Source organism: Novosphingobium barchaimii LL02, assembly GCF_001046635.1.
GTDB lineage: Bacteria > Pseudomonadota > Alphaproteobacteria > Sphingomonadales > Sphingomonadaceae > Novosphingobium > Novosphingobium barchaimii.
In genome coordinates, this window is record NZ_KQ130453.1 from 452,297 (window position 1) to 471,399 (window position 19,103).

The 19,103-nt window shown below is 65.7% G+C and carries 13 protein-coding genes; 9 read left to right on the forward strand and 4 right to left on the reverse strand.

The genetic code is table 11. The annotated features are described in order from the left end of the window. Positions 1–5: 5 nt before the first annotated feature. Positions 6–1,532: a UxaA family hydrolase gene (locus V474_RS08770; RefSeq protein ID WP_059151475.1), complete on the reverse strand. Its 1,527-nt coding sequence runs from the start codon at positions 1,530–1,532 to the stop codon at positions 6–8. Positions 1,533–1,617: 85 nt separating this feature from the next. Here V474_RS08770 and uxaC point away from each other — a divergent pair, with 85 nt between their 5' ends. Continuing rightward, complete coding sequence (gene uxaC, locus V474_RS08775; RefSeq protein WP_059151131.1) at positions 1,618–3,066, forward strand: glucuronate isomerase; 1,449 nt, start codon at positions 1,618–1,620, stop codon at positions 3,064–3,066. Beyond that, entirely contained in the window at positions 3,063–4,493 is a 1,431-nt protein-coding gene (locus V474_RS08780; RefSeq protein ID WP_059151132.1) for a mannitol dehydrogenase family protein, read from the forward strand. The genes uxaC and V474_RS08780 overlap by 4 nt, the downstream gene beginning before the upstream one ends. A gap of 22 nt (positions 4,494–4,515) precedes the next feature. Here V474_RS08780 and V474_RS08785 read toward each other — a convergent pair whose 3' ends face one another. Continuing rightward, entirely contained in the window at positions 4,516–5,550 is a 1,035-nt protein-coding gene (locus V474_RS08785; RefSeq protein ID WP_059151133.1) for a LacI family DNA-binding transcriptional regulator, read from the reverse strand. A 169-nt stretch (positions 5,551–5,719) separates the two neighbouring features. Here V474_RS08785 and V474_RS08790 point away from each other — a divergent pair, with 169 nt between their 5' ends. The 5 genes from V474_RS08790 to V474_RS08810 are packed head-to-tail and all read left to right on the forward strand — an operon-like array spanning position 5,720 to position 11,565. Beyond that, positions 5,720–7,330 carry a family 43 glycosylhydrolase gene (locus V474_RS08790; protein WP_407938327.1) on the forward strand — a complete coding sequence of 537 codons (1,611 nt, stop codon included), beginning with the start codon at positions 5,720–5,722 and terminating at the stop codon, positions 7,328–7,330. 11 nt (positions 7,331–7,341) lie between these two features. Continuing rightward, a complete protein-coding gene (locus tag V474_RS08795; protein ID WP_059151134.1) occupies positions 7,342–8,469 on the forward strand; it encodes a fumarylacetoacetate hydrolase family protein in 1,128 nt (375 codons plus the stop codon). An 11-nt stretch (positions 8,470–8,480) separates the two neighbouring features. Beyond that, positions 8,481–9,236, forward strand: a complete 756-nt coding sequence (locus tag V474_RS08800) for an SDR family NAD(P)-dependent oxidoreductase (RefSeq protein ID WP_059151135.1) — start codon at positions 8,481–8,483, stop codon at positions 9,234–9,236. Positions 9,237–9,280: 44 nt separating this feature from the next. After that, on the forward strand, positions 9,281–10,702 hold the full coding sequence (locus V474_RS08805; RefSeq protein ID WP_059151136.1) for a sugar porter family MFS transporter: 1,422 nt from the start codon (positions 9,281–9,283) through the stop codon (positions 10,700–10,702). Continuing rightward, complete coding sequence (locus V474_RS08810; protein ID WP_059151137.1) at positions 10,699–11,565, forward strand: aldose 1-epimerase; 867 nt, start codon at positions 10,699–10,701, stop codon at positions 11,563–11,565. The genes V474_RS08805 and V474_RS08810 overlap by 4 nt, the downstream gene beginning before the upstream one ends. A 77-nt stretch (positions 11,566–11,642) precedes the next feature. Here V474_RS08810 and V474_RS08815 read toward each other — a convergent pair whose 3' ends face one another. Continuing rightward, positions 11,643–14,195, reverse strand: coding sequence for a TonB-dependent receptor plug domain-containing protein (locus V474_RS08815; RefSeq protein WP_236710976.1), 2,553 nt, complete (start codon positions 14,193–14,195; stop codon positions 11,643–11,645). A gap of 221 nt (positions 14,196–14,416) precedes the next feature. Between V474_RS08815 and V474_RS08820 the strand changes: the two genes are divergently transcribed. Further along, entirely contained in the window at positions 14,417–14,899 is a 483-nt protein-coding gene (locus V474_RS08820; RefSeq protein WP_059151139.1) for a hypothetical protein, read from the forward strand. Here V474_RS08820 and V474_RS08825 read toward each other — a convergent pair. Continuing rightward, a complete protein-coding gene (locus V474_RS08825; protein ID WP_082699688.1) occupies positions 14,896–15,855 on the reverse strand; it encodes a LysR family transcriptional regulator in 960 nt (319 codons plus the stop codon). The two genes, V474_RS08820 and V474_RS08825, sit on opposite strands and share 4 nt — an antisense overlap. Positions 15,856–16,093: 238 nt before the next feature. Between V474_RS08825 and V474_RS08830 the strand changes: the two genes are divergently transcribed. Beyond that, the gene (locus V474_RS08830; RefSeq protein ID WP_201786015.1) at positions 16,094–19,081 is read left to right on the forward strand and encodes a TonB-dependent receptor domain-containing protein; all 2,988 of its coding nucleotides are present in this window, start codon (positions 16,094–16,096) and stop codon (positions 19,079–19,081) included. Positions 19,082–19,103 lie beyond the last annotated feature (22 nt).

Below are 19,103 nucleotides of genomic sequence, written 5' to 3' on the forward strand. Positions count from 1 at the left end.
CCGCATCAAAGCGTGACGCCGCGCTTCCAGATGCCGATGGCGCGTTCGTCGTTGCTCTCGTTGCGCGCGGGTTCGCCGCTGGCGATGGCGACGATCCGGTCCAGCAGGGCGGCGGCAGCGGCTTCCATGCCGATGTCCAGCGCCAGCGCCGCATCGAAGTCTATCCAGCCGGGTTTGCGCTCCGCCAGTGAGTGGTTGGAGGCGATCTTCACCGTTGGCACCGGGCTGCCCAGCGGCGTGCCGCGCCCGGTCGAGAACAGGGTTATGGTCGCCCCCGCCGCCGCCAGCGCGGTGGTGGAAACGGCATCGTTGCCCGGCCCCTCCAGCACCGTCAGCCCGCCGGGAGACTGGCTGAGCGACATCCGTTCGCCATAACCGATGACATCGTGGATCGGCGCAAGTCCGCCTTTCTGCACCGCGCCCAGCGACTTTTCCTCCAGCGTGGTGATGCCGCCGGCGATATTGCCGGGGCTGGGGTTTTCCGAAACCGGCTCGCCGTGGTCGAGGAAGTAGCGTTTGAATGCGTTCACCAGTTCGGAGAGTTTGTCGAACACCTCCTGATTGGCCGCTCGTTCCAGCAGCAGGGTTTCCGCGCCGAACACTTCGGGGATTTCGGTAAGGATCGCAGCGCCCCCGGCCTGCGTCACCGCATCGGCCATCAGCCCGATCAGGGGGTTGGCGGTCAGGCCGCTCATCGCGTCGGAACCGCCGCACTTGACGCCAAGGCGCAGTTTGGAGAGCGGAACCTCCTCGCGCCGGTCGGTGGCCATCAGGCCCATCAGTTCGGCGATCAGGGCTTCCCCGGCGGCGAATTCGTCGCCTTCCGACTGGGCGCGCAGTATCCGCAGACGGGTGCGGCGTTCTGGCGGAATACGCTCCAGCAACGCATCGAGCTGGTTGGATTCGCAGCCCAGCCCGAGCAGCAGCACCCCGCCGGCATTGGGATTGAGCGCGAGCGAGGCGATGATCGCCGCCGTGCCGTCAAGATCGGCGCCGAGCTGCGAGCAGCCGAACGGATGGTTGAAGGCGTGGACCCCGTCGACACCGGGCGCATTGCCCGCACGCTGCGCCAGCCGCTCACCCAGCCGTCCCACGCAGCCGACCGTGGGCAGGATCCATAGCTCGTTGCGGGTGCCGACAGTGCCGTCAGGCCGGACATAGCCGCGAAAACTGCGCGCGGGGGCCGGGGCGCGCGTTTCGGCGCCGGCTTGCGGCCCGGCGAAGGCATAGGCGCGCTCTCCAACCAGCGCGGTGGCGACGTTGTGCGTGTGGACATGCTCGCCCACCGCGATGTCCCGCGTGGCTACGCCGATCGGCGCGCGGTAGCGGCGCACCGGCGCGCCTTGCGCGATGGGCGTCACGGCAAACTTGTGCCCTGCGCCGATCGCATCGCGCAGGCGCACCGACTGTCCATCCACCTCTACGTCTTCACCCGATTCGAGCGCGCGCAGGGCGACGGCGACATCGTCCTGTGCTGCGATCCTGACGGCGTCTCTGGGGCGTGCGGCGGTATCGGCGAGGGTTTCTGGCATGGCTGCCGAATACATCATTGCCAGCGCTGGCACAACTCGGTAATCGAGCCTCGTGAAAGGCCATGCGCCAAGGAGTCTCCCGTCGATGCCACAGCTTTCGCTTAACCCCGACCGCTTGCTTCCCGCCGATCCGACGACGCGCGCCATCGCCCGCGAACTTTATGCGCAAGTGGCCGGCGCGCCGATCATCAGCCCGCACGGCCACACCGACCCGGAATGGTTCGCCAGCAACGCCGCGTGGTCGAACGCGACCGAACTGCTGCTGGCGCCGGATCACTACCTGTTCCGCATGCTCTATTCGCAAGGCGTTTCGCTGGACGCGCTGGGCGTGCCCCGGCGCGGCGGGCAGATGCCGGATACGGACCCGCGCGAGGCATGGCGCCTGTTTGCCGCGAACTGGAAGCTGTTCCGGGGCACGCCGTCAAGCATGTGGCTGAACCATGTCTTCGCGGAAGTATTCGGGATCGAGGTCACGCTGGATGAAGGCACGGCGGACCATTATTTCGACGTGATGGGCGAGGCGCTGGCATCCCCGGCATTCCGTCCGCGCGCGCTGTTCGAGCGCTTCAACATCGAACTGCTCGCCACTACCGAAGGCGCGGGCGATGATCTTCAGCATCACAAGGCGACCCGCGCTTCAGGCTGGGGCAAGGCAGGCGCGGTGGTCACCACTTATCGCCCCGATTCCGTGATCGACCCCGAGCACGATTCCTTCACGCGTGACATGGCCCGCTTCGCCGAGCTTTCGGGCGAGGACGTGACAAGCTGGACCGGCTACCTCGCCGCGCATCGCAGGCGCCGTGCCGATTTCCGTGCGATGGGCGCCACCGCGACCGACCACGGTTTCCTGACGCCGCGCACCGCCAATCTCTCGAAGGCGCAATGCGAGGCGCTGTTCGGCAAAGTCATGGGCGGAAAAGCGGACGCCGATGAGGCGGAACTGTTCCGCGCGCAGATGCTCACCGAAATGGCGCGTATGAGCCTGGAGGACGGCATGACCATGCAGATCCACCCCGGCGCCACGCGCAACCACAACGCCCGCCTGTTCGCCAGCCATGGCCGCGACAAGGGCGCCGACATCCCGCGCGGCACCGAATATGTCGAGGCGCTGCGCCCGATGCTGGACCTGTTCGGCAATGAGGCGGACCTCACGGTGATCCTCTTCACCCTCGACGAGACGACCTATGCGCGTGAACTGGCGCCGTTGGCCGGGCATTATCCCTGCCTCAAGCTGGGCCCGGCATGGTGGTTCCACGACAGCCCCGAAGGCATGCGCCGTTTCCGCGAGATGACCACGGAAAGCGCCGGTTTCTACAACACCGTGGGCTTCAACGACGATACCCGCGCCTTCCTGTCGATCCCGGCGCGCCACGATGTGGCCCGGCGCATCGATTGCGGCTTCCTGGCCCGCCTGGTGGCCGAGCATCGGTTGGCGGACTGGGAAGCGGCGGAACTGGCGCAGGAACTGACGACCGGTCTGGTGCGCAAGGCTTACGGTCTCAAAGCCCCCGCGCGCGTGGTGGAACCGGCATGACCCGGCTTTCGCAAGACACGCTGACTGCGCTCCCCGGCTCCGTAGCTCGTCCGCAATACGACCGTGCGGCGTTGCGCGGCGGCGTGGTGCATTTCGGGCCGGGCGCGTTTCATCGGGCCCATCAGGCGGCGGCGTTCGATACCCTGCTGGGCCATGATCCGCGCTGGGGCATCACGGGCGTCAGCCTCAATTCGCGCGGGGTTGCCGATGCGCTGAACCCGCAGGGCGGGCTATACACGCTGGCGCTGCTTGAGGAGCAGACCGAATTTCGCGTGATCGGCAGTATCGGCCGGGTGCTCACTCGCGATGAACCGGGCGCGATCCTGGGCGCGCTGGCGCATGGCGATACACGCATCGTCAGTTCCACCGTCACCGAGAAAGGCTATTGCCTGAGCGCTGACGGCACGCTCGATTTCGCCCATCCGGCGATCCGCGCCGATCTGGACGCTGCCAAGTCTGCGGACTGGGTGCCCGGATCGTTCATCGGCTGGCTGGTCCATGGACTGCGGGCGCGGCGGCTTGCCGGCCTGCTCGGCGTCACCGTGCTTTCGTGCGACAACCTGACCGACAACGGCCGCAAGCTGGAGGCCGCGACCATCGCGCTGGCCGAGGCGATCGACCCGGAAACCGCCCGCTGGATCGCAGGCGAAGTGTGTTTTCCCAACGCCATGGTCGATTCCATCACGCCCGCCACCGACGACGCCCTGCGCGCCCGCGTCGCCGCCGCGACCGGGCTTGAGGACGCCTGGCCGATCCAGCGCGAACGCTTCACGCAGTGGGTGATCGAGGATCGTTTCGCCGGAGAGCGCCCCGCGCTGGAATGCGCCGGAGTGACGTTCGCGGGAGAGGTTCGCCCGTTCGAGACCGCCAAGCTGCGACTCCTCAACGGCGCCCATTCCTCGCTGGCCTATATCGGGCTGGGCCTGGGTTTCGAAACCGTGGCCGAGGCGATGGCCGACCCCGGCCTTGCCGCCTTTGCAGAGCGCCTGATGCGCGAGGACATCGCGCCTTCGGTCAGCGCGCCGCCGGGGCTGGACCTGCCTGTCTATATCGCCGACGTGCTGGCGCGCTTCGCCAATCCGGCGATCCGGCACCTATTGTCACAGATCGCGTGGGACGGGTCGCAGAAGCTGCCGTACCGCCTGCTCGATACCACGCGCGATGCCCTTGTCGCCGGGCGTCCGGTGGATCGCCTTGCGCTGCCGATCGCGGCGTGGCTGCGCTTCCTCGACCGCGCCGCGCGTAGTGGGGGCAGCATTACCGATCCGCTGTCGGGACCGCTGCTGGAACGGGCTGGCGACTGGCGCCGTGTCGTCGGTATGCGGGAAATCTTCGGTGATCTGGGCGAGGATGCTCGCTTTCTGCGCGCCGTGGAGGCAGGGCTCGCCGCGCTGGAGGCAGGCCGGTTGGAGCCGCAGCCAGCCTGACGGCAGGAGTTGGCCGGGCCGGTTACTGCGGTGCCGGTCCGGTCGATTCCGCCGCAACGATCTGTAATGTCGCTTGATAGGGCAGGGGCGCGGCAAGTCCCTCGATGCGGGCGATCAGCTGGTCCGCTGCTGCCGCCGCCATCTCGGAAAAGGGGCGCAGTACCGAGGTCAGCGCGGGAGTCAGCATCTTCGTCAGCAGGCTGCCGTCGAAGCCGACGACTGACAAGTCGCCCGGCACCGCGATGCCCCGGCTGGCCGCGACCTTGAGGACGCCCGCTGCCATGATATCGTTGGCGGCGAATATCCCGGTGGGCCGCTGGCCGAGGCTTAGAAGGTGATCGGCGGCGCTCACCCCGGATGCAAAGCCGTAGTCGCCCGACGCTTCGGCAACGCTGACCCCGCCATGGCGCTCGGCTTCCGCCAGAAATCCAGCGCGGCGTTCCATGGCGGAAGCAGTGTCTGCCGGGCCGTTGATGATCGCCAGCCGCCGATGGCCCAGGTCCAGCAGATGGCGCGCCACCTGGGCGCCTGCGGCCCGCTCCTCGCTAAGAATCACGCCGGCAAACCCCTCGATCGGTACGGAGGACAGCGCCATAGCGGGAACCTGCGCGTCCTCCAGCGCGGCGGCGAGACCGGGCACGCCCGAGATCGGCGGCAGGATCACCAGCCCATCCACCCGCGACCTTTCGGCAAAGCCCACCACGTCGCAGATGGCGGCCTCGGCCTCCAGCGGCGCGGCGTGGACGATCAGTTCGTAGCCACGCGCGGAGGTCCGAGCGACGATGCCGCGCTGGATGGAATCGAGCACCAGCGCGTTGCGATCGTTGTGCACCAGCCCGATCAGGAACGAGCGCCGCATGGCAAAAGCCCGCGCGCGCAGGCTGGGGCGGAAATTCAGCTGCGCGATGGCATCCTCGATCCGCTCGCGGGTCTGGGCATTCACCTTGGGCGATTTGTTGAGAACGCGCGAGACGGTGCGGATCGAAACGCCGGCCGCCGCTGCCACGTCCTCGATGGTGGGATCGTTCGCGCGGGGTTTGCCGGGAGTTTCGTCCATCGTCCCTGTCTATGGACTGCGGCGCGGCGATCAAGTCGGTCGGGAAGATTGTTGGCGGTAAGACGAGGGTCCGATCATTTCCATTGACACGCGGGCTGTCGATGATAGCGTTACCACAAATTGATAACAAGGCGGAGAGAGACGCGTGAAAATCGATCGCCGCGAGGCGCTGTCGGCAGCATTGGGAGCCGTATCGCTGACTGCGCTGGGCGCGGCTGCGCCTGCATCAGCGCGGGTTGCGGCAGGAAGCAGTGGCGCAGCAAAGGGCAGCGCGGGCAAGGCGCCGCCGCCCTACCGCCGGGGGTTCGACAACCAGCGGATCGCAGACCTTCAGGACGGCCGGTTCCTTAACCCGCTGATGGCCGGCGATCACCCGGACCCTTCGATCATGCGCGACGGGAAGGACTATTACATGACCTTCTCGACCTTCGATTCCTATCCGGGGCTGGTCGTCTGGCATTCTCGCGATCTGCTGAACTGGCAGCCGATCACGGCGGCGCTGACGAAGAACGTCGGCGCGGTCTGGGCGCCGGATATCTGCCGGCACGGCGGCCGCTATTTCATATACTTCCCCGCCAAGGCCAGCCCCAACGCCAACTACGTGATCTGGGCGGACCGGATCGAAGGCCCGTGGAGCGATCCGATAGACCTGGGCCTGCCCGACCATATCGACCCCGGCCATGCCGTGGGCGAAGACGGATCGCGCTGGCTGTTCCTGTCGGGCGGCGACCGTATCCGCCTGAGCGAGGACGGCCTTTCCACCGTGGGCAAAGTGGAGCATGTCTACGATCCCTGGCACTATCCCGATGACTGGGACGTGGAGGGCTTCTCCCCCGAAGGCCCCAAGATCGTGCGTCATGGGGATTATTATTATCTCATTACCGCGGTGGGCGGCACCGCCGGTCCGCCGACCGGGCACATGGTGATCGCAGCGCGCTCCAAATCCATTCACGGGCCTTGGGAGAACTGCCCCCACAACCCGATCGTGCGCACCGTCGATCTTGCTGAGAAGTGGTGGTCGCGCGGCCATGCCACGTTGTTCGAAGGGCCGGGGGGAGATTGGTGGTCGGTCTACCACGGCTATGAGCGCGATTTCTGGACGCTGGGGCGACAGACCCTGCTGGACCCCATCACCTGGACGGCGGACGGCTGGTTCCGCATGGAAGGCGGCGACCTGTCGCAGCCGATCGCGGCGCCCAGGGGTGGCAGCAAGTCCGGCCCGCAGGGCATCGCGCTGTCCGACGATTTTACCACGCTCGAACTGGGCAAGCGCTGGAACTTCTTCAAACCCTCCGCCGACGAATCCGTCCGAGCGCGGGTTTCGGACAAGTGTCTGCATCTGGCCGCCAGCGGCAAGGCGCCCGTTGATTCCTCGCCGCTGCTGCTCGTCGCCGGAGATCAGGCCTATGAATTCCAGTGCGACATAGAGATCGACCCCGGTACCACCGCGGGCCTTCTGCTGTTCTACGACCAGCAGCTTTACTGCGGGCTTGGCTTTGACGCCGATAAGTTCGTCACCCACCAATACGGCATGGAGCGGGGCCGCCCGGCCAACCCGCACGGCCGCCGGATGCTGATGCGGGTGCGCAATGACCGGCACATCGTATCTTTCCATACCAGCGGCGATGGCGGCAAGACATGGAAGCGTTTTGACCGGGGCATGGAAGTTTCGGGCTATCACCATAATGTACGCGGCGGTTTCCTGATGTTGCGGCCCGGGCTTTATTCCGCAGGCAAGGGCAGCGCCCGTTTCCGCAATTTCACGTTCCGCGCGCTTTGAAGGACCAGCAGATGACCGCGATACTTTCGATGCTCCCCCCGGACTGGCGAGAGGGTACGTTCCTTGGCCGCCTCGATCTGGGCGAGGGGCCGGTGCCCGTCCTGCTGGCGGGCGGCACGGTGCATGACATGTCGGGCGCGGCGCCGACCGTGGCCGATCTTGTCGATCTGGGCGCGTTCGATCCGGCGCAGGGCAGCGTGCTGGGTTCTGCCGAGGATGTGCTGGCCCGCGCCGCGCTGCTCAGCCCGGTCGACCTGCAATGCATCAAGGCGGCGGGCGTCACTTTCGCCGTCTCGGCGCTGGAGCGCGTCATCGAGGAACGTGCGCGCGGCGACGCCGATCAGGCACAGGCGGTGCGCGGCGGGCTGGAGGAGCGCATTGGCGGCTCGATCCGCTCGGTCGTGCCCGGTTCGGCTGAGGCGGCGGCGCTGAAAGCGGCCTTGATCGAGGACGGCATGTGGTCGCAGTATCTCGAAGTGGCCATCGGGCCGGATGCGGAGATTTTCACCAAGTCGCCGGTGCTTTCCACCGTGGGGTCGGGCGCGGTGATTGGCGTGCGTTCGGATTCCGACTGGAACAACCCCGAACCGGAAATCGTGATCCTTTCGGACCGGCATGGCAAGGCGGTCGGCGCGGCGCTGGGCAACGACGTCAACTTGCGCGATTTCGAAGGCCGCTCGGCGCTGCTGTTGGGCAAGGCAAAGGATAACAACGCAAGCTGTTCGATCGGCCCTTTCGTGCGCTTGTTCGATGCCGGCTACACGATGGCCGAGATCGAAAACGCGAAAGTCCTGCTGCGCATCGAAGGGCCGGAAGGCTTCCTGCTCGAAGGCGAAAGCCGCATGGCTGAGATCAGCCGCCCGCCGCTTGATCTGCTGCGCCAGGCGTTCAGCGAACATCAGTATCCGGACGGCATCGTGCTATTCCTGGGCACTTTGTTCGCGCCGACGCAGGACCGCGACACCCAGGGGCGCGGCTTCACCCACAAGGTGGGCGACGTGGTGACCATCTCCAGCGAGCGGCTGGGCACACTGGTCAACACGGTGGCCACTTCGCGCGATGCACCGGCGTGGGAGACGGGCATCTCGGCGCTGTATCGCAACCTTGCCGCGCGCGGGCTGATCGGCGGCCGGGCGTGAGTGTTTCGCAGATGGCAAGCTACCCGTCGCTTCGCGGAAAAGGCGTATTCGTATCGGGCGGCGGCTCGGGCATCGGTGCGGCGCTGGTGGAGGGATTTGCCCGCCAGGGCGCGAAAGTCCTGTTCGTCGACATTGCGGACGAACCTTCACAAGCACTGGTCGCGAAGCTGGACGGCGAGGTCGATTTCACCCCGCGCTTCGTCTGCGGCGATCTGACGGACCTGGCGTTCGTCAAGGCGCAGGTAGAGGCCGCCCATGTGCTGTTAGGCGGTCTTCAGATACTGGTGAACAACGCCGCCAACGACGATCGCCACGCGATTGCCGAGGTCACCCCCGAATACTGGGATGAGCGCATGGCGGTGAACCTGCGGCATCTGTTTTTCGCCGCGCAGGCCGCAGTGCCCTTGATGGAGGCGGCAGGCGGCGGGGTGATCCTGAACTTCGGGTCGATCAGCTGGCACCTCGCGCTGGACCAGCTCTCGCTCTACCAGACCGCCAAGGCCGGGATCGAGGGCATGACCCGCGCGATGGCCCGCGAACTGGGCGGCAAGGGTATCCGCGTCTGCGCGATCGTGCCGGGCAACGTCCAGACCCCGCGTCAGGAGAAATGGTACACCCCCGAGGGTGAGCGCGAAATTCTCGATGCACAGTGCCTAAAAAGCCGCGTCCAGCCCGATGACGTGGCGGCACTGACCCTGTTCCTGGCCTCCGACGATGCGCGCATGTGTACGGGCCACGAATACTTCGTCGACGCCGGCTGGCGCTGACGCGGCCACCTGGCCCGATCAAAAACAAAAAGAGGATCAATGGGATGAGTGATGCGCAGGCAGGCGGCGAAGAGGGCAGGGTTAACCTCGCCTTCGTCGCCATGATCGTGGTCGTGGCGACGATCGGTGGCTTCATGTTCGGCTATGACAGCGGCGTCATCAATGGCACGCAGGACGGCCTGGAAAGTGCGTTCGGCCTCTCCAAGCTGGGCACCGGGCTGAACGTGGGCGCGATCCTGCTGGGCTGCGCGGTGGGTGCTTTCGTGGCGGCAAGGCTGGCGGACCTCATTGGCCGGCGCAGCGTCATGATGATCGGCGCGGCCCTGTTCGTGGCGAGCGCCATCGGCGCGGGCGCGGCGGGCAGTTCGCTAATGTTCATCATCGCCCGCTTCATCGGCGGCGTGGGCGTCGGCGCGGCGAGCGTATTGGCACCGGTCTATATCAGCGAGGTGACGCCCGCCTCGATCCGGGGGCGCCTGTCCAGCCTGCAGCAGATCATGATCATCACCGGGCTGACGGGGGCTTTCGTCGCCAACTACCTGCTGGCGCGGAACGCGGGCAGCAGCACCGCTCCCTTGTGGTTCGACCTGCCTGCGTGGCGCTGGATGTTCTGGATGCAGGTGATCCCGGCGCTGATCTACCTTTTCGCGCTGATGATGATCCCGGAAAGCCCGCGCTATCTGGTCGCGCGTGGCCGCGACGCCGAGGCACTGGCGACCCTGACCCGTATCTTCGGGCCACCGCGCGCCACCGCGCTGGTTGCGGAAATCCGGGCGAGCCTCGCCGCCGACCACCACCGCCCGCGTTTCGCCGATCTGGTCGATCCTGCCACCGGCCGCCTGCGCAGGCTGGTCTGGGCGGGCATCGGCATCGCCGTGTTTCAGCAGCTGGTAGGCATCAACATCGTCTTCTACTACGGCGCGGTGCTGTGGCAGTCGGTGGGCTTCAGCGAGAGCGACGCGTTGCTTATCAACATCCTCTCGGGCACGCTTTCGATCCTCGCGTGCTTCGTGACGGTGGCGTTGATCGACAAACTGGGCCGCAAGCCTCTGCTGCTTGTCGGCTCGGCGGGCATGGCGGTGACGCTGGGAACGATGGCCGTCTGTTTCGGCACCGGCACTTTCGCGGGCGGACACCTTGTCCTTTCTGACAACGTGGGCGTCGTTGCCCTGATCGCCGCCAACGCCTACGTCGTATTCTTCAACCTGAGCTGGGGGCCGGTAATGTGGGTGATGCTGGGGGAGATGTTCCCCAACCAGATTCGGGGGTCGGCGCTGGCCGTGTCGGGTTTTGCGCAGTGGATCGCCAATTTCGGCATCTCGGTCAGCTTTCCCGCCATGGCGGCGGGGCTGGGCCTGATGGTCACTTACGGTTTTTACGCCGCCAGCGCGTTCCTCTCGTTCTTCTTCGTGCGCGCCATGGTGCGTGAAACACGCGGCCGCTCGCTGGAGGAAATGGCGGGATGAGCGATACGCTTGTCCTGCGGCAGGGTAGCTATGAACTGGAGATCCTGCCCCGGCTAGGCGGCGCTATCGGACGTTTCGATGTGGCGGGCCGCCCCATCCTGCGTCCGACGCCGCAAGGTACAGCGAACGTGCTGGAAACGGCGTCCTTCCCGCTGGTGCCCTATGCCAACCGCATCGCCGGGGGCCGTTTCACTTTCGCTGGGGCCGAGCATGTGCTGCCGTCCAACTTCGCAGGGTTCGTGCATCCGCTGCACGGCCTGGGCTGGGTCAAGCGATGGGACGTGACGGAAGCGACTTCGGCGAGCGCCGCGATCACCTGTTCGCATTTGGCGGACGAACACTGGCCATGGAGCTGGTCCGCGACCCAGCACTTTTCGCTTGATGGCGCGGGGCTGAATGTCTCGCTCGAACTGATCAATACTTCGGCCGAAGCGATGCCGTCCGGGCTGGGGCAGCATCCCTATTTCGTGCGGGGGGTGGCCCAAAAGCTGGCGTTCTCGGCTGCCGGTGTCTGGGAAAATGACGAGGCGATGATCCCGGTGCAGACGCTTCCCGCCGAGGCGTTCGGCGATTTTGCGCAAGGGCATGTCCCCGATAACCATCGGCTGATCGACAATTGCTACTTTGGCTGGCGCGGCGAAGCGCAATGGGGGGCGGAAATATCGCTCCATTCGCGCAGCGCCCGGTTCCTGCACGTATTCGCGCCGCCGGGGGAGGATTTCATCTGCCTTGAACCCACCAGCCAGATGCCCGACGCCCTTAATCGCCCTGACTTCGCGGCGGCGGGCGGCGTAACCCTTGCACCGGGGGCGCGGCAGGTGATCGATCTGGAGATCAGGGTGCGTCCCTTGCGCGCCACCTGATGGGCGCCTTGCCGGTCTTGGCGGCGTAGGCTTGCGCACCGACCGGCGCATCGGGCGCCGGTCGGTGCATCACTCGATCAGAAGTTCACGCTGACCCTTCCATACAGGAAGCGCCCGTTGAAGCCGGCCGGCGAGAACGCGCTATAGGGAATGAAATACCCGTTCAGCCCATAGTTCTGGCCATTTTGCAGCCCGGCGTAGACCGTGTCGGGATAGCTGTCGAAGATGTTGTTGGCGCCCACCGCCAGTTCCAGCTGCTGGGTGGGCTTTATCCGCAGTTCCAGGTCGGCGATCCACTGGCGGCCCAGTTCCTGATCGCGCGCGGCATCGGCCCCGGGCGCCAGCACCTTGCCGTACCGGTTGGCGCGGGCAGTGAGGCCGACGATGTCGTAGTCCCAATCGAGCCCGACATTGATCTTGTCGCGCGGCTGGCCCCGGGTCAGGCGCAGCGATTCCTGGCGGCCGAACAGGGTCAGGCCGGGCAGGCTGGTCAGTTCAGCATAGTCGGTGATCTTGGTCTTGTTGTAGTTGTAGCCCGCCGTCAGCGAAAGGCGGCCAAAGCCCATGTCGGGCACGCGATAGGTGCCCACAACTTCGACGCCCTGCGTGCGCGTATCGATGCCGTTCACGAAGAAGCGCGCAGACGTGATATTGTTGAAGCCTGCTCCTTGCAGCAGCGAGACCACCTGTGCGCCCTGCAGGTTCTCGGTGACGACGATCCGGTCCTTGATCTTGATGTTATAATAGTCTGCCGTGATCGACAGGCCGTGTATCAGCGAGAAGGTCACGCCGCCCGAAAGATTGAGCGACTTTTCGGGATCGAGCGGCTGCGAGCCGAGCGCGATCGCGACCGGATCCGAGACGGGGAAAGTCCCGATCTCCACCAAAGTGCCGTTGACGTTGTTGGTTGAAGTCGTGGCATAATACTGCTGGTGCAGCGACGGGGCCCGGAAACCCGTGGAGATCGAACCGCGCAGGGCGATGCCGTCCACCGGCTCCAGCCGGGCCGCTGCCTTGCCGTTCACGGTATCGCCGAAGTCGCTGAAATGTTCGTAGCGACCGGCAAGCTGGAGGGTCAGGATATTCGCGAAGTCACCTTCCAGTTCCAGGTAGCCCGCGAAGCTGTCGCGGCTGGCGTCGACTTCGTTGCTGGGGCGAAAGCCGGGAAAGACCTGCGCGCCGGCTGCGCCGTTGAACGGAGGACCGGCATAAGGCCCGCCGAGGTAGCTTTGCGGGTCACCGGCCTGGATGCGGAAGTTCTCGTTGCGATACTCGCCGCCGAACGCCACCGACAAGTCGGTGAAGCCCACGTCGAAGCTCTTCTGCAGGTCGAGATTGGCGGTCGTCTGACCGAAGGATAGCTTGCCTGCATCGAAGCGCTGCTGGCTGGCCTCGCTGCCGTAGGACACGTTGAAGCTGTCCTCGACGAAGAAGTGGAACGAGTTGTGCCCGTAGGCAAGCGATGCGTCATAGTTCCACCCATCCACATTGCCCTTGAACCCGCCAGCAGCCGAGACATCCTCGATGGTCGAGACGATCAGGGGCAGGAAGCCTTCGGGGTAATAGGGCACGAAGCTGGTGGCGGAGGCCGAAAAGTCGCGATTGCGTGCGTCGTTCGGGCGGCGGAAGAAGCCCGCGCTTTCGGCATCGCGGATGCCGTAGCTGCCAAAAGCGTAGAATTCGACATCGGGACTGAGTTCGTAACCGCCGTTCAGGAAGAAGTTGTAATCGGTGGTCCCGGGATCACCGTAGCGGTGGTTGAAACGATTGACGGTCAACTCGCGCGGATCGGCCAGACCGCCGACGCTGGTGTATTGCTGGCGCGGATCGGCGCCGGAACGATTGGTCGGGTCCTTGTCCTGATACTGCGCGGTAAAGTTGAGGTAGCCGGCATCGCCCACCGGCAGGCCGATATTGGTCGCCAAAGTCAGCGATTCGCCGTCGCGGCGCTTGCGCTTGCCGCCGGGCGCCAGCTGGTAGACACCGCCTGCACCGGCATTGGCATCCAGCGCGGGCTGGCCGTTCGCGCCCGTTACCACGCCGCCGTAGTTGGCAACGCCGTCCATCGTCGTCACGTATTTGCCCCAGGTGGCCGAGGCATGCATCCCCGCCGACTTGCGCAGCTGGATGTTGATGACGCCTGCGATCGCGTCCGATCCGTACTGCGAGGACGCGCCGTCACGCAGCACTTCGATGCGTTCGATCGCGATCGTGGGGATGGTGTTGAGGTCGACCGCCGCCGAGCCGCGCCCCACCGATCCGTTGATGTTGAGCAGCGCCGAAGTGTGGCGCCGCTTGCCGTTGACCAGCACCAGCGTCTGGTCGGGAGACAGGCCGCGCAGCGTTGCCGGGCGCAGCGCGTCGGTGCCATCGGTGATCGACGGCTGCGGGAAGTTGAAGCTGGGCACGAGCTGGTTCAGCACGCGGGCGGTGTCGGTGTAGCCGGACTGGGTCAGCGCTGCTCCGCCGATCACGTCCACGGGAACCGTGCTGTCTGCCACGGTTCTGTCCTGCCTGCGCGAACCGATGACCACGATCTGGTCCTGCGGCGCCGCCTCTCCTTCAGCGGCCGGCCCCTGGCCGATGTCCTGCGCCTGTGTCGGCGTGGTTGAAAGTGAAATGGCAATCACCGCCACAGCGCAACCCGAAAACCTCTTCGCACCTAGAGTCATGGTTTACTCCTGTTTTCCCCGCAGGGTGGAGTATGCCGCACTGCAACATGAAACGAACATACGATGCTGTAAGGTCGTGTTTTTCGTGCGCCTATGTTGCGGTCTTGTCACACTGTGGTCAATTACGGTGGGTATTTGCCTTTATGCGCCGCCCATTTGTTTGGTGTAAGCAAGGTGCCATGCGCTATTATCTTGCCATCGCGGCCGGTCTTTGCCTGCTTGCTCCATCGGCGATGGCGCAAGGTGCCTTGCCGCCAGCGGAAAAGACGGCGGCTTTCCGTGCGGGCGGGTTCAAGCTGCAAGGCGGGAAATGGCATGCGTGCGGCGATCCGGGGACGGCCAGTTACACCGCTGGCTCTGTCGAGACCGTCAAGGACCTGAACGGAGATGGGCGCCCCGAAGTCGTCCTCACAGAGGGTAGTACGTACTGCTTCGGCAATACGGGAACGGGCTTCAAATTGCTGAGCAAGCAGGCGGACGGCACCTGGAAGCTCGTCACCGAAAGCGAAGGGATTGCTACCTTCCTGGCCGGGAAGGGCGTTGGTGGATGGCCCGACATCGAGATCGGCGGTCCCGGCTTCTGCTTTCCGGTAGAGCGCTGGAACGGCCGGGACTATGTGCTCAACCGCCATCAGTATGAAGGCAAGCCCTGCCGGCCCTAGCCGCTTCGCGCGCGGTTGCCAGACCACACCGCCGCCAGGCCGCCGGGCAGGGCTTTGGCCAGATAGCCTGCGATCTCGGCGGCGGAAGGGTGCTCGGCCGCCAGACGTGCGCCTTGCAGCAGTACCACCTTGCGCCGGATGGATGGCTGGGTCAGCGGAACGACCGCCAGCGCTTCATGATCGTGGCCGCGCACGTAAAGGCGGGGCATCACCCCCGCCGCAAGGCCGCTTTCCACGAGGCCAAACAGCGATTCCATGTGATCTACCCGGTAGCGGCGCGAATGGACGATGTTGTTCTCGCGCATGGCGGCCGCGCTGATTTCGCCGATGCTGCCGCTGGTGAAGTGCACTACTTCCATCTCGGCAAGCGCGCTCCATGGCAGCTGCGCGGCGCCGGCCAGCGGGTGTTCGCGCGATAGCACCAGCGTCATCTCGTCCTCGATCAGCGGGGTGGAGACCAGCCCCTCCTCGATAAGGCTGGCGACGCAGACGGCCATGTCCAGCGCGCCGCGATGCAGCTGCGCGATGAGGGCGTCGCTGGTCCCGTCCGTCAGGTGCAGGTTCACGCGGTGGGCGTCCTGATCGATCCCGGCAACGATTTGCGCGGCGGCGGGCAGGGCCGAGGGCACCGAGCCGATGCGCACCGTCGCCCGGCTGCGCTGCAAGGTGTCGCTCATGTCCTGAAAGGCGTTGTCCGCCGTCGTCAGCAGGCGCCACGCATGGGGCAGCAGGGATTGCCCGGCCTCTGTCAGGACGACGCTGTGGGTGGTGCGATCGAACAGGCGGGTGTCGAGCAGGTGTTCGATCTGGCGGATCGCGGCGCTGAGCGCCGGCTGGGAGACGGCCATGGTTTCCGCCGCCCGGCTGAAGTTTCCGCTCTGGCTCAACGCCACGAAAAAGCGCAATTGCCGGATAGAGAGCGGCATGCGGCCGGCGGGCAGCTGTCTGGACGGCATGCAACAGATTCCCTGACGGAGTTGCAACGATTATAAGGCAATTTTATGAAATGATAAATATAAACAGTTTCCATTAATAGAAGGCCCGACATAGCCTCATTCCTGTCCTGCCATCCGGGCCGTATGAGGCGAACCCGGGCGGCTTTCGGCGCATCAACGCGGAAAATCCGTGGCGCCCGAAAACACAGGGACAGTGGATGATCCTGACAGGCCGCGAGATTTCTCAAGGGGGTTTTCCATGCTGTCGTCTGCCGTCGCCGCACGTTCACCGCATCAGGTTTCATCCAAAGGCCGGGCATCGCGCGCCATGCGTACCGCAACGCTGATGACCGCTTCGCTGCTGGCCCTTTCGCCGGCCATCGCCTTTGCGCAGGACACTGCCGCTCCGGAAGCCGGTCCCGCGGGCGGCAATGACATCGTGGTTACCGGATCGCGCATCCGCGTCCCCAACGCGACCAGCGTCAGCCCGATCACGACGGTGAGCAGCGAAGACCTCGCGCAGCGCGGCGTCACCCGCCTGGAAGACATGCTCAACACCCTGCCGCAGGTCTATGCCGACCAGGGCGGCGGCAACCGCGGCGGCACCGTGGGCGCCAGCGGCACCGCGACGATCAACCTGCGCAACCTCGGCAACCAGCGCACTCTGGTGCTCATCAATGGCCGCCGTCTGATGCAGGGCGATCCGGCCCGCTCTGCCGCGCAGGCAGCCGACATCAACAACGTGCCCGCCGCCCTGGTGGAGCGCATCGACGTGGTGACCGGCGGCGCCTCGGCGGTCTACGGTTCGGACGCGCTGGCAGGCGTGGTCAACTTCGAGCTGAAGAAGAACTTCGAAGGCGTCCAGCTCGACGCCAGCTCGGGCGTTTTCCAGCACGACAACGGCAATTCGATCGCCTCGGTCGCAACCGCCGCCGGGCAGGACGTGCCCACCGGCAGCACCGTGGGCGGCCTGCAGCAGAGCTTCTCGGTCACCGCCGGTCACAACTTCGCCGATGGCCGAGGCAACATCACAGGCTTCGTGAGCTATCGCCACATCGACGGCGTCGGCACGTCCGAGCGCGACTTCTCGATCTGCAACCTTAACGCGACTGCGGCGGGCTATTCCTGCTCGCTTTCTTCAACGACCTACCCCGCGCAGTTCCAGCTGACCAACCCGGCGACCGGCGCGACGCGCGGCAGTTACACGCTGAACCCCACCACCGGTAACACCTTCCGCACCTACCGCACGTCGGACGGTTTCAACAACGGCAACACCTACGACCTGCAGGCACCGGACGAGCGTATCAACGCCGACCTGCTCGCCCACTTCGAGGTGTCGCCCGCCCTCGAACTCTACGGTGAGGCCATGTTCATGCGCGACAAGGCCGACATCCGCCTGTCGCCCACCGGCGTGTTCACCGTGCCGGAAAGCATCAACTGCTCCAACCCGTTCCTGTCGGCGCAGCAGAAGAACCTGATGTGCACCTCGGTGGGCCTGACCGACGCGCAGAGCGCCACCGTCAACGTGTCGCTGCGCAACGCGCCCGGCGGATCGCGCCATGATTACACCAAGCACACGTCCTACCGCGCGGTTGGCGGCGTGCGCGGCGAGATCGCGCCCGGCTGGCGCTACGACGCCTACGCGCAGTATGGCCGCACCAACTACAGCTCGCGCCTGACCGGCGACATATCGCTCGCCAGCTTCGCCAATTCGCTGCGCGCGGTGACCAACAGCAGCGGCCAGATCGTCTGTGAGAACGCGGCGGACGGCTGCGTCCCGCTCAACATCTTCTCGACCACCGGCGTCACCGCCGATGCGCTGAACTACGTGCAGGGCACCTTCACCCGTACCGGCTTTACCGAAGAGACGATCGTGAGCGGATCGGTGACTGGCGACCTTGGCGTCGCCAGTCCGTTCGCCAGCAACCCGATCAGCGTCGCGCTGGGCACCGAGTATCGCAAGGAGCGGATCGGGTTCACTCCCGACACGCACTATTCCAGCCGCGACGTGGCCGGCAACTCGGGCGGCGAATACCCGATCTCCGGCTCGTTCGACGTCAAGGAACTCTACGGCGAAGTGCGCGTGCCGCTGGTCGAGGATCGGCCGTTCTTCAAGAGCCTCGCCGTCGAAGGCGGCGCGCGCTACTCGCACTACAGCACCGCTGGCGACACTTTCGCGTGGAAGGCGGGCGCTGAATGGTCGCCGGTCGACGCGATCCGCTTCCGTGGCAGCTTCCAGCACGCGGTCCGCGCGCCCAATCTGGTCGAGCTGTTCGGTCCGCAGCGCGTCACCACCGCGCGTCTGACCGATCCGTGCGAGGGCGTGCGGCCCACCGCGACTTTCGCGCAGTGCGCCCAGTCCGGCGTGACCGCCACGCAGTACGGCACGATCGAGCCGGCAGCGGGCCAGCTTTCCGGCGCGCTCGTCGGAGGTAACCCGAACCTCAAGCCCGAAAAGTCGAACACCAAGTCGTTCGGCGTGCAGATCGCGCCGCCGTTCCTGCGCGGCCTGACGCTGTCGGTCGATTACTTCGACATCAAGGTGGACGATCTGATCACCACCTTGCCCGCCACGATCACGCTGAGCCAGTGCATCAACGCCGGCACCTTCTGCGACCAGATCCTGCGTAATCCGGCCACCGGTTCGCTGGTGACGACCGGCTACGTGCTGACCACGAACCTCAACGCGGGTTACCTCCAGACCACCGGCATCGACTTTTCGGCCAGCGCGAAGCAGGACCTTGGCGATCTGGTGAAGGCGGATCTGGGCACCGTGGGCTTCAACTTCTCGGGTACGCGCACCAACAAATACGAAGTGCAGATCGTGCCCGGCACCCAGGCCTATCGCTGCGACGGCTACTTCGGCGTGACCTGCGGCCAGCCGATCCCGACCTGGCGCCACCGCGCCGAAGTCAACTGGACCGCGCCCAGCGGCGCCATCCGCCTCGCGGCGACGTGGCGCTACATTGGCGGCACCCGCAACGACAAGTCGAGCAGCGCGACGTTCCTGGCCGGCACCTATCAGCCCTACGACTACAAGCTGAAGGCGGTGAACTACTTCGATCTGGCAGCTTCCTTCGACGTGTCCGGTTCGTACACGCTGCGTCTGGGCATCAGCAACGTCTTCGACCGCGATCCGCCGATCACCGCCAGCACCAGCGGGCAGACGTCGAACGGCGCGTTCTATGCGGGCATGTACGACTCGCTTGGCCGCTATCTTTTCGCCAGCGTGACCGCCAAGCTCTGATCTTGGACGACGGAATACCGGG